The organism is Nocardia sichangensis (assembly GCF_047200615.1).
Taxonomy (GTDB): Bacteria; Actinomycetota; Actinomycetes; order Mycobacteriales; family Mycobacteriaceae; genus Nocardia; species Nocardia sichangensis.
On record NZ_JBJZOK010000005.1, the window covers coordinates 26,207 to 39,485 of the forward strand.

General features: G+C 68.9%; 15 protein-coding genes. 7 read left to right on the forward strand and 8 right to left on the reverse strand.

Annotation, left to right across the window (positions count from 1 at the left end; all coding sequences use genetic code 11):
* Positions 1-88 precede the first annotated feature (88 nt).
* Positions 89-280, forward strand: coding sequence for a (2Fe-2S)-binding protein (locus tag ACL03I_RS08645; RefSeq protein ID WP_412805617.1), 192 nt, complete (start codon positions 89-91; stop codon positions 278-280).
* Positions 281-338: 58 nt separating this feature from the next.
* Positions 339-818 (forward strand): bacterioferritin, encoded by a 480-nt coding sequence (bfr, locus tag ACL03I_RS08650; RefSeq protein ID WP_039801806.1) that lies wholly within the window; start codon positions 339-341, stop codon positions 816-818.
* Between the two features lie 469 nt (positions 819-1,287).
* Here the strand turns inward: bfr and ACL03I_RS08655 are convergent, their stop codons facing one another.
* The 5 genes from ACL03I_RS08655 to ACL03I_RS08675 all read right to left on the reverse strand — a co-directional run bounded on the left by ACL03I_RS08655 (position 1,288) and on the right by ACL03I_RS08675 (position 4,822).
* The gene (locus ACL03I_RS08655) at positions 1,288-2,130 is read right to left on the reverse strand and encodes a patatin-like phospholipase family protein (protein WP_412805618.1); all 843 of its coding nucleotides are present in this window, start codon (positions 2,128-2,130) and stop codon (positions 1,288-1,290) included.
* Between the two features lie 242 nt (positions 2,131-2,372).
* Positions 2,373-2,573, reverse strand: coding sequence for a hypothetical protein (locus tag ACL03I_RS08660; RefSeq protein WP_412805619.1), 201 nt, complete (start codon positions 2,571-2,573; stop codon positions 2,373-2,375).
* 44 nt (positions 2,574-2,617) lie between these two features.
* The gene (locus ACL03I_RS08665; protein WP_412805620.1) at positions 2,618-3,646 is read right to left on the reverse strand and encodes an adenylate/guanylate cyclase domain-containing protein; all 1,029 of its coding nucleotides are present in this window, start codon (positions 3,644-3,646) and stop codon (positions 2,618-2,620) included.
* A gap of 25 nt (positions 3,647-3,671) precedes the next feature.
* Positions 3,672-3,998, reverse strand: coding sequence for a hypothetical protein (locus ACL03I_RS08670; RefSeq protein WP_355080913.1), 327 nt, complete (start codon positions 3,996-3,998; stop codon positions 3,672-3,674).
* A 338-nt stretch (positions 3,999-4,336) separates the two neighbouring features.
* A complete protein-coding gene (locus ACL03I_RS08675; protein WP_412805621.1) occupies positions 4,337-4,822 on the reverse strand; it encodes a DUF4383 domain-containing protein in 486 nt (161 codons plus the stop codon).
* A 528-nt stretch (positions 4,823-5,350) separates the two neighbouring features.
* On the opposite strand from ACL03I_RS08675, the gene ACL03I_RS08680 reads away from it, so the two are divergent.
* The 3 genes from ACL03I_RS08680 (at position 5,351) to ACL03I_RS08690 (ending at position 9,533) form a co-directional block, all read left to right on the forward strand.
* A complete protein-coding gene (locus ACL03I_RS08680; protein WP_412805622.1) occupies positions 5,351-5,572 on the forward strand; it encodes a hypothetical protein in 222 nt (73 codons plus the stop codon).
* A 284-nt stretch (positions 5,573-5,856) separates the two neighbouring features.
* Positions 5,857-7,701 (forward strand): ABC transporter ATP-binding protein, encoded by a 1,845-nt coding sequence (locus tag ACL03I_RS08685; RefSeq protein ID WP_412805623.1) that lies wholly within the window; start codon positions 5,857-5,859, stop codon positions 7,699-7,701.
* The gene (locus tag ACL03I_RS08690; RefSeq protein ID WP_356962130.1) at positions 7,698-9,533 is read left to right on the forward strand and encodes an ABC transporter ATP-binding protein; all 1,836 of its coding nucleotides are present in this window, start codon (positions 7,698-7,700) and stop codon (positions 9,531-9,533) included. Before ACL03I_RS08685 ends, ACL03I_RS08690 begins: the two co-directional genes overlap by 4 nt.
* Before the next feature lie 108 nt (positions 9,534-9,641).
* Here ACL03I_RS08690 and ACL03I_RS08695 read toward each other — a convergent pair whose 3' ends face one another.
* Both ACL03I_RS08695 and ACL03I_RS08700 read right to left on the reverse strand, forming a co-directional pair.
* Positions 9,642-9,947, reverse strand: coding sequence for a hypothetical protein (locus ACL03I_RS08695; protein ID WP_355077673.1), 306 nt, complete (start codon positions 9,945-9,947; stop codon positions 9,642-9,644).
* Positions 9,948-10,119: 172 nt separating this feature from the next.
* Positions 10,120-10,710 carry an HdeD family acid-resistance protein gene (locus tag ACL03I_RS08700; protein WP_355077672.1) on the reverse strand — a complete coding sequence of 197 codons (591 nt, stop codon included), beginning with the start codon at positions 10,708-10,710 and terminating at the stop codon, positions 10,120-10,122.
* A gap of 213 nt (positions 10,711-10,923) precedes the next feature.
* On the opposite strand from ACL03I_RS08700, the gene ACL03I_RS08705 reads away from it, so the two are divergent.
* Positions 10,924-11,910: a glycosyltransferase family 9 protein gene (locus tag ACL03I_RS08705; protein ID WP_356962128.1), complete on the forward strand. Its 987-nt coding sequence runs from the start codon at positions 10,924-10,926 to the stop codon at positions 11,908-11,910.
* A 29-nt stretch (positions 11,911-11,939) separates the two neighbouring features.
* Here the strand turns inward: ACL03I_RS08705 and ACL03I_RS08710 are convergent, their stop codons facing one another.
* Positions 11,940-12,260 (reverse strand): ArsR/SmtB family transcription factor, encoded by a 321-nt coding sequence (locus ACL03I_RS08710; protein WP_356962127.1) that lies wholly within the window; start codon positions 12,258-12,260, stop codon positions 11,940-11,942.
* Between the two features lie 183 nt (positions 12,261-12,443).
* On the opposite strand from ACL03I_RS08710, the gene ACL03I_RS08715 reads away from it, so the two are divergent.
* Positions 12,444-13,160 carry a M23 family metallopeptidase gene (locus ACL03I_RS08715; RefSeq protein ID WP_364428162.1) on the forward strand — a complete coding sequence of 239 codons (717 nt, stop codon included), beginning with the start codon at positions 12,444-12,446 and terminating at the stop codon, positions 13,158-13,160.
* The last annotated feature ends 119 nt before the right edge of the window (positions 13,161-13,279 follow it).

Sequence of the window (13,279 nt, forward strand, 5' to 3'; positions counted from 1 at the left end):
GCTGCTCCGAGCTGCTATACATTAGGGGAGGCTTACCTCGTTAGTCGAGGCTAACCTCAGCGATAAAGTGACCTGGTTGTGAGGCTTCATGTATGTCTGCATCTGTAACGCGATGTCCGAAGGTGACGTGCACACCTGCGTTTCGGCGGGCGCTGACAGCATCCGCCAGGTGAAGAACGCCTGCGGATGGAAGCCCGGTTGCGGCAGCTGCACGGCGCGGTTGGCCGAGGTGATCGGCCGCGCGCGGGCATCCACCGGAGCGCAACCCTCGGCCGCCTGAGCCGACACACCAGGCGGTCTGTCCGCAGCTGCGCGCATTTTGTGCCACGATCGCTGCTATGGACGGCGACAAGGACATCGTTGCGCTGCTCAACGAGCAGCTGACGGCCGAACTCACGGCGATCAACCAGTACTTCCTGCACGCCAAGATGCAGGAGAACTGGGGCTTTACCAAGCTGGCCCGGCACACCCGGCACGAGTCCATCGATGAGATGAAACATGCCGAGATCCTCACCGACCGGATCCTCTTCCTGGAGGGCCTGCCGAACTACCAGAAGCTCAACCCGCTGCGCATCGGGCAGAGCGTGCCCGAGCAGCTGCGGGCCGATCTGCAGATCGAGATGGAGGCGGTCGAACGGCTGCGCCGTGGCATCGAGTTGATGCGTTCACGCGGCGACGTCACCTCCGCTCGTATCTTCGAGCAGATCCTGGAAGACGAAGAACAGCACGTCGACTACCTGGAAACCGAACTCGATCTGGTGGAGAAACTCGGCGAGCCGCTGTACCTCCAGCGCTTCACCGAGACTCCGGACGACTGATCTGCCCTCGCGGTGCGCCTCGGAGCGGCCGACCGGCGTTACGCTCCGGCGCTCGTCACGCCGAGGCGTATCGCCGGGCCAGCCGCCTCCGGTGCTCCGCGGGCGTACCGAACAGGGACCGATCGAGCGCGGAACTCGGCGCGGGCCGGGTGCCGGCCATCCGGTCCCGTCAGGTCGAAACGCCGGCCGCCGGGCTGCCGCTCCGATGGGCGTCGCCTTGGGCCCGGACGGAACCGTTCTGGTCTCCAAAACCGGTGTGGGGCGGACCGTTTCGGTGCGCGGCGCCGGGATCGACACGGTGGTGGACGGGGCGAAGTGGTTCGGGAATCCGTGCGACAGGATGCCGTGCACCGTGCGGAATCCTTTGTCCCAGTGACTTAGAGGGACCGACGTCTCCAGTCCACAGCGGCGCCGGGCGTGGAGCGACGGGACACGCCCGCCCGATCAGCCGGCGGTCGCCACGGCTCGGTCAGCCTTCGGGCCAGACGTCCTTCAGCAGCAGCGCGGCATCGGCAGACTGGCGCACGCCCGCCGCATACGCGGGAGCAAGCGCCGCCGAGTCGAACACGTCGATTCCGAACGCGGCGACGCCTTCCTCGTCGGGGACAATGGAAACCTCTGTCGCCGAGCCCAACTCGCGATCGCTGGGGATGCGCGGGAACATGTGCGCCAAGGGTTCGAGGATCACCACGACATCCGCGCCCGCAGCCAGGTCCGCGTTGACCGGCGAGCGCAACCCGCCGTCGAAGTAGTGGCGGCCGTCGATCGGGATCGGCGGGAAGACACCGGGCACCGCCGTGCTGGACGCCAGCGCTTCGGGCAACGACGCCGCGCCGGCCTTGGTCCATGCGCGCAATTCACCAGTGGTGATGTCGATCGCGGTCACGACGAGATCGCGCGCCGGCCACTGCGCCACACCGGCCAGCCCGCCGATACGCGCGATGTGCTCGTCCGGATCACCGGCCTGCGCGGCCAGCGCCAGCTCCCCCGCCCGGCGGCGTGCCTGGGCCGGATCCTGGCCGGGGGCGCGCAGCACGGCGAATATCTCCGCGATTCGCGCCGGATCCGCCCGCACCGGCGCCGCCGACGTGGACGGCGGCCGCAACAAGCGCGCCGGATCGCCACCGTCGGCCAGGACCGCACCGACCACCGAGCCGGCGGAGGTCCCCACGAACCGGTCGGCCAGCGTCAAGTCGATCCCGTTGTCCCGCAGCCCCGTGGCCAGTCCCGCCAACCACGTCAGACCGACCGGACCACCCCCGCCCAGCACCAGCGCGACCGAGAAACCCTTGGATGACACCGTGTCCGACATGACGCCAGCCTATCCGCACCGGCCCGGCCGACCGCTTGCTCATTCGGCCGACTCGTCGACCTGGCTCGCGATCTCTCAACGGTGATAGATCTCCACGACGGCGTTGCCGACCACCCCGACGAGACCGGGACCCCAGTTCATGCACCCTGTCGTCGTACGCTGCCCGTTCGGCGTGAAGGGATAACTGAGCTGGACGTAGGAACCGACCGCGTACAGCGGGAACGGCCCCGAGCTGTAGATGCCTACGCATTCCAGGGCAAGATGTATTCGGCTCCCTCGAGTTCGTCGGGTTGGCAGACCGCCGAAGCGCTGAACAGATCCCGCTCGACGACGCAATCCCGCGGCGTCGCCTGAGCCGGGCCCGAACCGGCGACCGCCACGAAGGCCGGCACCGGAATCCCGACGACGCCGAGCCGCGCGAGTACGGCGACAGTTCTTTTCATCGAAGCTCCACATCATCTCGCCACGGGGCACGCCCGGTAGCCGGTCAGCTTTGTTTGCGCTGCCGCTCTCGCAACACGTGGGAACGCAATCGTGAGAATCCCTTGACCCGCACGCTGCGCAGATGGCGCAAGAGGAATTGGTCGTCGTCATCCAGAGCCGCGGCGGCGCCGTCGTCGAGGAGGACGGTCCCAGGGCGGGCCACGCCGGTGAGCCGAGCGGCGACGTTGACCACCGTGCCGTAGAGGTCGCCGAAGCGGGTGAGGACGGGCCCGTACGCCAGGCCCACCCGGATCTGGGGCATTTCCGGAACGGTTTGCGCCGCTCGGGCGACCGCCGCGTGCATCGCCAGGGCGATTCGCGCACCGTCGCGGGCATTCTCGGCGGCGAACATCACCTCGTCGCCCACGTTCTTAATCACCCAGCCGCCGTAGGCGGTGACCGCTTCGGTGGTGGTGGTCTCGAATGTCTCCAGCAGATCCGTCAACTCGTCGAGGTCGAGGTGACGGGAGAGCCGGGTGTAGCCGACCATATCGGCGAAGCCGACGAGCAGTTGGCGTGTGGCGCCATCGGATTCGAGTGAGCGGCTCAGCGCCGCGGCGAGATGTCGTTGCCACGCGTACTGCTGCAGATCGGTGAGCACCGCGATGGTCCGGGCAGTGGCCTGGCGGTTCGATTCGGACATCGACTGCCCGCCTTCGGCGGCGATGCGGCTGCCGATCTCACGGGCGATCAGATCCGCCTGCCACTCGGCCAGTCGCGCCATCGCCTGACCGACACTGCGGGCGGCGGCGATCTGACTCTGCTCGCTCGCCCCCGCGACCGGGTCCATCGCGGTGAAGTGGCGCACCGCGGCGATGTCGGCATCGGTGAACACCACGTCGTCGTCACTCGCCGTGGCGGGGAAGCCGAGCGCCACCCACAGCTTCTTGGCACGTTCGACAGACACTCCGGAAAGCTCGGCCACCTGGGCGCGCGTGTACCGTCGTGGGCCGCCGAGCAACGACTGCTCGACCACAGCGTCGACCACGTCGGTCACCGCACCGGATTCGATCACCCCGCCAGTACAGCACATGCGGCGGCGACCGGCGCCCGATGATTCATGCCCAGATTCGCGACAGCGCCGAACGGGAGTACGTCTGCTGGGGCGTCACGGTGATCAGGTCGCAAACCTCGACGAGTTCGCCCGGCACCGCATTGCCGAAGTGGTGCAGACCCGGTGCGATCACGGCGTCGACGCCGAAGGTGCGGACGACGTCGACGAGGCGATCCACCGGTGCGTCGGTGCCGGCGCCGAAGGTCACCGTCTTACACAACTCGTAACCCAGGCGTTTGGCCAGACTCCGCATCTGCGCTTCGTCCCAATCCTGGGACACACCCGAGACGTCCTTGCGGAGATATCCCAGTGCGGGTGGTTTGGCCCTCATCGGTACTCCCTTGCCGCGTTGCCGAAGTAGTCGAAGCGCCTGCACTCCTGCGGCTCGGGCGGTGTCGGCGCATCGAATTGCAGGCTGAGCAAGTTATTGACATCATATGTTGTCAACAGCAGTCGATGTCAACATGTGAGGCGTTCGACAAAGCGACTTTCCGGCATCGCCCGCACCGAGCGTACCGCCGAAGGGCGAGCTGCGCCGGTTGCGCCGCCTGGCGATGGGATTCGTTGAACCACAACACTTTTCGGTAACAGACCGGACACGGGGTGGTGTCGGAACACAGCCTTCGAACCGGCGGTCCATTCCCATGGACGACGCGGCCGATGCGTCGGCTATTCCAGAATTCCGGTCTGCCTGCCCGCGCCGGGCGCCTGGGTCAGTGGCCGCCGCGCCAAGACCGCACCGAGGGCGATCATGCCCGCGCCGAGCACGAAATGCAGCCAATTGTCGGCCGTATCGAGCGGCACGAAGTTCGCGTCGCTGCCGGGGTTCACGACGAGTCCGTACAGCCACAACACGAGATAGAGGGCGCCGCCGCCGAGGAGGAACGCGCGCGCCGACGGAGCCGTGCGGGCGGCCAGCACTCCGGCGAGGCCGAAAGCCAGATGGACCGCGTTGTGCAGCACCGACACGCTGAACAGACCGAGCAACTGGGCCTGCGAGTGATGTCCCGCCCAATCGAGTTCGCCGTAATCGGTCGTGATCCCCGGAATGAACCCCAGGATACCGACCAGGAGGAACGCGGCTCCCACCGCCATGGCGGCGACCTGAAGAGGAGACCGCCGATCCGTTGTCGCGCCCGGTGTGGAATTGGACATCGCCGAACCAGCCCTTTCGGTGTGGGTGGACCTCCGTCCCCACCGTGCTACCCGGGCGACAACGAGGCAAACAACGACAGCCCAGCCCGGCGGGACGACATCGCCCCGCAGCGAGCGGCCGAGTCCGCGCACCACTCATCGCGACGAACGAGCGAGACATGGTCGTGCTGAGACGCCACCCACATACTTTGCGACAGAGGCACTTTCGTGATTAGCATCTCCTCCGTTCGGCGCACCGAAAGCCACGGCGGCAAAAGCATCGGCGTTCGCGCTGGTTATTCCGTTCGCAGCGGGGTCGGTCGCGGCTTTCGGACACGATTGCGGAGGCATCGGCCCCGCGCCGCGGACTCGCGCGCGCCATCCGGTCGGTGAATACTGTTGACGACTCGAAAACAACTGTCCGCCTTGGTAAGCCGACGCAGTCTGTCAACCGGATAGTGATGCCAGGGAGGCAAGGACCGTGTTGGTCTGGTGTGTTGTGACGATGATCGTGGTCGTTCTGCTGGGAGGAGCGGCGTCGGCGATGGCATGGGATCCGCGGGGGCGTCGCCGCTCGGCCGCCGCTACGCCGGTTCCGGTGTCGGTGACCTCGGAGTCCACCGTGCCGAACCAGGGCGAGTGGCCGCGCACACGGTGAACGCGATGTCCGGCCCGCAAGAGGGATACCCGGACGAGTGCACGGGCGCGGTAGCGACGATGCGCCGGCCGCTGTCGCCGGAGGCGCGTTTGCGGCCGCATTGCTCGCTCTAGCACCTTCCGTCATCAGCGGCATACTCGGAATCTCTCGGGCGCATTCTGTTCGCACGAAGGTGCGGTCGTAGCCTTCCTCCGGATCGGGATCGCACCGGCGGCAAGATCGTCCGCACCACCGCCGAACTTTTGCCGGGAAGCATCGTCGTCCCCGCAGTTTCCGATCACGCTGATCGAGTCCATTGCTGCCGATCCACGATCCGAGGCACGGTTGTCCAGGGCAGGCAGGCGGTTGGAGGCGTGGTGGCGAACGGATCAGCCCGGACATTCCGGTGTCCGGGGTCATGAGCTACGGGAGAGGCGCACTGCTCGCCGCGGCCGCCGACAGCGAGGCCGGGCAGGACCCCCGCACCCTGCGCAGCGGGCTGGCGATCATGCTGCGCGGGTGCGGGCGGGCACAGGGCGCCGCCGCGGTCGCGATCGGCTCCGGCCTGGTGAACGCGTGCTGCATGGTGCTCGCCGCGAGAGCCGTCGGATGGAGTACGGAGCACGTGGTGGTCGCGAGCTTCGCCGAGGGCCGTTTCCTCGCGGGCGCCGCCGCGACCGGTGCGGCCTTCGTGCTGGCGGTCTCGCTGCTGCGCATCGCGACGATCATCCTGCGCGGTGTGGCGACCGGCACGGTGCAATACCGCAACGAGGCCCAGACCCGCAAAGCCGTGGTCGCGCAATACCTGCGGCTGGGCATCGCCTGGCATCGCCGCAGGCCGGCCGGGCAACTGGTCTCCCGCGCGATCTCCGACGTGGAGACGGCCTGGGATCCCATGCAGCACTTCCCTTTCGCGGTCGGTATGACCGCCATGCTGCTGTTGGTCATGGTCGACCTCGCGCTCGCCGACCTCTGGCTCGCTCTGATCGCGCTGGTGCTCATCCCGCTGGTGCTGGCCGCGAATCTGCTCTACCAACGGGTGCTCGCACCGCGGGCCCGGGCGGCTCAGCAGCAGCGAGCACTGGTCAGCGGGCTCGCGCACGAGGCCATCGCCGGACGGCAGGTGGTGCGCACCCTCGGCATCTGCGATCGGGAGATCGATCGTTTCGCGGCGGCCGCCGACGCCTCCCGCGCGGCGAACCGGCACATGGGCAACGCGAGCGCCGTCTTCGACCCCGCGATCGAGCTGATGCCGCCCCTGGCGGCGCTGGCCATCCTGGCCGTCGGCGTGGCACGGGTCGACGCCGGGCTGCTCGGGGTCGGCGCCCTGGTGGAGGTGATCTACCTGCTCATCACCACCGCGATTCCGCTCAACGTCATCGCCCGCTTCCTCGGCGTGCTACCGCTGGGCGTGGCGGGGCAGACCCGAGTCGACCACGTACTCACCGCCGCCGACCGCCCGGCGCACGGGCAGCTCCCACTCGGTGCGCACGATCGCGGCGTCGCCGTGCAGCTCGCCGGAGCCGGTTACGGCTACACCGGCGACACCCGCGCGGTGCGCGACCTGACCGTACGGGTACGTCCCGGCGCCGTGCTGGCGGTGGTCGGCGCGACCGGCGCGGGCAAGAGCACGCTGCTCGCCCTGCTGGCGCATCTGCTCGAGGCCGACCGGGGCGCCGTCGCGCTCACCGGGGTCGACACCCGGCGCCTCGCACCGGACGCGGTGCGCCGCCGGACCGCGCTGGTCACCCAGAACGCCTTCTTGTTCGCCGACACCGCTCGCGCCAACATCACCCTCGGCGCCGCGGCCTCGGACGAAGAGATCGAGCGCGCGCTGCGCATCGCCGACGCCGCGGGGTTCGTCGGCCGCCTTCCCGACGGCCTGGACACCTACCTCAGCGACACCGTGCAACTCTCCGGTGGTCAACGTCAGCGGTTGGCGCTGGCGCGCGCCGTCTTCCGCCGCCCCGGCCTGCTCCTGCTCGACGACGCCACCTCCGCGCTGGACCCCCTGGTGGAGCGGACCGTGGTGGAGGCGCTGCGCGCCGAGTACGCGGGCGACGACCGCCGCACCACGGTGGTGCTGGTCGGGCATCGCGCCGCGACGGTCGGTCTCGCCGACACCGTGGTTTTCCTCGCCGGTGGACACATCGTCGCGCAGGGACGGCACGAGGACCTTCTCGCTACCGAACCGGCGTATCGCGCGCTGCTCGGCGCATACCACGCGTCCGAGCAGACCGACACCATGGAGCCGGCGTGGTGAACACGAGTCCAACCGAGCCGACGGGACCCGACTACCGAACCACCGGTCTACTGCGCCGGGTGCGCCGCGACACCGTGCTGTCCCGCCGCACTCTCGCGGTGATCTTGCTACTGGCCGTCGTCGCGGCCTCCGGCCGGATCGTCATCCCCGTCACCATCCAATACGCCCTCGACCACGCGCTGCTCGGTGCGATCGACCAGGCCACCCGCGCACGCGTCGTGACCGGCGCCGTGTTCGCCGGAGTACTCGCGGTACTGCTGGCGATGCTCGCTTCCGCGTTGATGAACCACCGGGTCATCCGCACCGTCGAGCAGGCACTGCTGGATCTGCGGGTGGCCGCCTTCGCCCGCATCCTGCGCCTTTCCCCCGCCGATCCCCGCGCGGATTCCGCAGGCGCTCTCGTCGCGCGCGTCACCAACGACGTCGACGTGGTCACGCTGTACGCCCAGTCCGGCGGAATCACACTGGTGCAGAACATCTCTCAGATGCTGCTGGCGCTCGTGGTGATGCTGGTCTACTCGTGGCCGCTCGCGCTGCTCGTGCTATTGATCGGCATCGGCGTCCCGGTCGCGGGCCACACGTTGCAGCAGTGGGTGGCGCGCCGCTTCGATGCCGTGCGCCGAAGCATCGGCGAACTCTACGGCGGCCTGCTGGAAGTGCTCGTCGGCATCGACACCATCCGCGGTTACGGCATCGAGGAACGGATGCGCGCCCGCGCCGACGCGCAGATCGACGCCGTTCTCGACGCCCAGCGGCGCACCCTGTGGCCGATGGGATTCAACGTCTCCATCGGCGAGGTCGCCAGTGGGCTCATCACCACCTCGGTGGTGGTGGCGGGCACCGCGGCCGGAATGGGCGTGCTGGGACCGGAACTCGGGCTCAGCGCGGGCGACATCGTCGCCTTCCTGTTCCTGGTGACCTTCTTCGTCCGACCCATGCAGTTCGCCGTCAGCAGCCTCGCCGACGCCCGCAATGCCGAGGCCGGCCTGCGGCGCGTGGTCGAAATCCTGGACATCCCCGAGGAATCCACGGCGGCTCGGCGCACAACGCTGCCATCCGGCCCGGCCATCGTGGAACTGCGCGGCGTCGGCTTCCACTACTCCCCCGACCGGCCCGCGTTACGCGGCCTGGACGTGCGTATCGCGCCCGGCGAGCACGTCGCCGTCGTCGGCGAGACCGGCTCCGGCAAGAGCACTTTCGCGAAACTCGTGACCCGGCAGCTGCTGCCGACCAGCGGCACGCTCACCCTGTGGGGTGTCGACCTCACCGAGATCGCCGACGAAGCACTCACCCGGCGGGTCGCGATCGTCCCGCAGGACGCCTTCCTCTTCGATCGCACCGTCGGCGAGAACATCGCGCTCGGTCGCGCGGGCGATTCCCGCGACGCCGTGCTCGACGTCCTGGCCCGGCTCGGGTTGCGGGACTGGGTGCGGACTCTGCCGCAGGGACTGGAGACTCCGGTCGGCCAGCGCGGCGAGGCCTTGTCGGCGGGTGAACGCCAGCTCGTGGCCTTGGCCAGGACCGCACTGGTCGATCCGGATCTGCTCGTCCTCGACGAGGCCACCAGCGGCGTCGACGCAGGCACCGACGTGCGGGTGCAACACGCGCTGGCGCGCCTCACCCGCGGCCGCACCACCCTCACGATCGCGCATCGGATGCACACGGCCGAGACCGCCGATCGGGTGCTGCTCTTCCACGAGGGCCGGATCACCGAGGACGGCACCCACACCGAACTGCTCGAACGCGGCGGGCGCTACGCGCGCCTCCACGCGGTGTGGGCACGCGACACCGTGTCGCCCTCACAACGGATTCCCACCGACGTCGGCGGGTGATCCGGGGCGCGGCAGGCGATCACGGAAACGGCCGAGGCGGTCGCACCACACCGACGAAGTTCGTGCGATGGGTGACGCCACGCCTCGGCCGCCATTGCGACGAGCGGCTCAGCTGACGGAGACGCTGCCGCCCTTGGGCAGATACCCGATCTTCTCCACGGGCAGCTCGCCGACCACGGAACCGGTGCAGTCCCTTCCGGAGTACAGCGTGACGGCACGATCGGTGCTGTTGACGACGGTGATCTGGAACGTGGTGTAGAAAAGTCCGTCGGTGTTCAGGCAGCCCACCGGATCCGCGTGCAGTTCGCCGTTGATCCCCAGCGTGCCGACCGCGGCCTGCGCCGTCCCCGCCGACAGCATGGCCGCGGCCCCCGCCAGGGCCAGCGCACCGACAAACCCAGCAGTACGAATCATTCGTGCCTCCAGTTCTTTTCGATGTCGACCAACCCCGAAGCCGACTTCTGGTGAAAATGCGCCTGTGATTCTGTCACGAGTTCCAGCAGGAGGGAACCGCGCTGGTCAGGCGCACGCGAACACGGCACCGCCCGGCCGGGCACCGGTGGCGCCCCGCCGAGCGGGCTCGTGATCAGGCGACAGCGCCCTCGGCGCGAAGGGCTTTGACCTCCCGGCGCACCCCGAACGCCACGATGATCTCCATGAGGCCGACGATGATCAGCCACACTCCGGCCAGGACGGCCAGCGTGGCCACCGACCGCACCGGCCAGACGATCAGCACGACACCGGCCGCCGCGGTGACGACCCCGAAGAGGACCTGCCACCAGCGTCCCGGCATCTCCGGTTCGGAGATGCCGGCCACCAGCAGCGCGATCCCGCGAAACAGCCAGCCGATGCCGATCCACAACCCGAGCAGCAGCAACGAGGCCAGTTCGTCGCGGAAGCAGAACACGCCGATCACGATGGACAGCACGCCGATGATGAACGCCAGCACCCGCAGGCCGGTGCTCGCCGGTGCGCCGAAGGCGGCGACCAGCTGCAGGAAGCCGGTGACCACCAGGTAGATGCCGAAGACGATGCCCGCCGCCGCCAGAGTGATGTCGGGCCAGACCAGGATCAGGATGCCGAGGATCACCGCGAAAACGCCGGTAAGCAGGATGGTTTGCCACGCACGGCGGGCAAGAGACTGCAGTGGACCCTCTACCACGCTGTTTGTCGTCATTCACTGATGCTATAGCCGCTCCACATGAGTTCTCTGGACATTTGCTGAGTGGGATTCCTCGCGGTTTTCCGGTAGGCGCGACAACGTTGCGCGGTGTTCACGTTTCGCTGTTCGAACGTCCGGGTAGTTATCCCTTAGTGACTCTTCCTTGGCGCCCCTGGGCTGAACGGGTGGGTCGGGGTTCGGTGAGACTCGGGTGGCTAGGAGAAGAGGGTGGCGGTTCTGCTCGTGTTGCAGGCGCGTGGGCTGGGTGATCTACTCACCGCGGTCCCGGCTCTACGTGCGCTGCGCCGGGCCAAACCGCACGATCGCATCGTTTTGGCGGCACCGCTGCGACTCAAACCGATCGTCGACCTGATCGCCTCGGTCGACGCCTTGATGCCGACCGCCGATCCGAGCGGCTTCCGCTGGGACGCGCCTCCCCCCGAGTTGGCGGTCAACCTGCACGGCTCGAGCGCCGAAAGTATCGTCACGCTGTCCAAGACCCGGGCCGAGCGCATACTCACCTTCCGCAATCCCGCGTTCCCCGAGTTGTCCGGCCCGGAGTGGGAACCGGACATGCACCAGGTGGACCGCTGGTGTCACCTGCTGGAGTACGACGGCATCGGCGCGGATCGCCGCAACCTCGGACTGGTTCCGCCGGTGTCGACAACCAGCCGCCGCGACTGCGTGGTCGTGCACGTCGGCGCGGGCGCACCGGCTCGCCGCTGGCCGGCGGACCGGTTCGCCGCCGTCGTCCGGCACCTGCTCGCCCTCGGGCGAGAGGTGGTTCTCACCGGGGACGAATACGAACGCCAACTCGCGCTGGGCATCGCCGCGCGGGCAGGGCTGCCCGTGGGCCGGGTGCTCGCCGGGCAGCAGAACCTCATCGATCTGGCCGCCACCGTCGCCGAGGCGGCCCTGGTGATCTGCGGAGACACCGGCGTGGCGCATCTGGCCACGGCGTTCGGCACCCGCACCGTCCTGTTGTTCGGCCCGACGCCGCCGCGGTGGGCGGGTCCGCCCGCGCACCTGCTCGGCAGGCACGCCGTGCTGTGGACCGGCCACGTCGGCGATCCGGACGCCGACACCCCCGACCCCGGTCTGTTGCAGATCGGCGTCACCGAGGTGATCAACGCCGTCGACAAGCAGCTGAGCAAGCGCAATTGGCCCGGCACGGGTACCGACCGCCGTAAGACGGCGTATCGACGCGTGGGATGACAGGGTTCGGTGCGGTCGCGCCGCCGCGGTCAAGCGTTCGCCGTCGCGGCGGTTTCGAGGGCCGCGGAATAGGCGGCGATCGCACTCGGCCAGAACTGCTCGAGGTAGTCGCGGGCGTCGGCGAGACCGCGCGGGTCGAGGGAATACAGCCTGCGGTTGCCGTCCGGCCGCATCATCACCAACCGCGCCTCGCGCAGCACACGCAGATGCTGTGAGACCGCCGAGCTGGTCACTCCGAGTTCTCGAGCGAGTTCGCCGACCGAGCGCGCGGCCTGCGGCAGGGCCTCGAAGATCGCGCGGCGGGTCGGGTCCGCCAGCGCCGTGATGGCACGAACTCCATTAGTCGCCACTCACACAGTCTGCGCACCCAGCTTTTCTCCGGTCAACTATCGACACGGCATCGTCTTCCCAGCTCGCATGGGAATCCGGCGCCTTTCGTCACCTTTCTGTGACCGGCGAGCTGGGTTTTTGCCCGGCGGTGACGGTTGCCACAGGATTGCGGATACCCAAGACGGCTGCCGTACGTTCGACGCATGCCCGTGACCTTTCCGTTACCGATCCGTCGCGCCGCGACGCGGTTGCGCCGTGATCGCGCCGCCGCCCGCGTCGTCGCCGCCTCCGCGGTCGTCACCGCCTCCTTCGGCATCCTCGCCGCGGCGCAGCAGGACGAGGACACCGACGCGTCCGCCCGTCTCGTCGCGGGGAAGATCGCCTCGGGCGAGATCCGCCCGGCCGAGGGCATGGCTCGATTCGCCGTCTTCACCCCGCCGACCGGTCCGGCGCCGCAGGCCGCCCCGATGCCCGCGCCCTCGGACGTGAACCGCATCGCGCAGAACTTCGCGCGCCCCATGACCGTCCGGCCCGCAGCGGGCGTGCTCACCTCGAATTTCGGCACGCGCTGGGGCGCGATGCACGCGGGCCTGGATTTCGGTGACCCGCTCGGAGCTCCGATCGCCGCGGTCACCGACGGCGTGGTGATCGAGGCCGGTCCCGCTTCGGGCTTCGGCCTGTGGGTGCGCGTGCAGCAGGACGACGGCACCATCGGCGTCTACGGCCACGTGAACGACATCCTCGCCACCGTCGGCCAGCAGGTCCGCGCGGGCGACGTCATCGCGACGGTCGGCAATCGTGGCTACTCCACCGGCCCGCATCTGCACTACGAGGTCCGTCTGCCCGACGGCACGCCGATCGATCCGCGGCCCTGGCTGGCCGGACGCGGCATCGACGTCGGGTATGCGCAGGAGGACTGATCTCGCGAACGGACCCGGCGACAGCGCCGTCGCCCGCGAGGGGCCGCGAACGCAACGACGCGTTCGCGGCCCGCTTCGTCTCTCCAGGCGGGCCGGGCACGACGGGCACGACGGCCCGC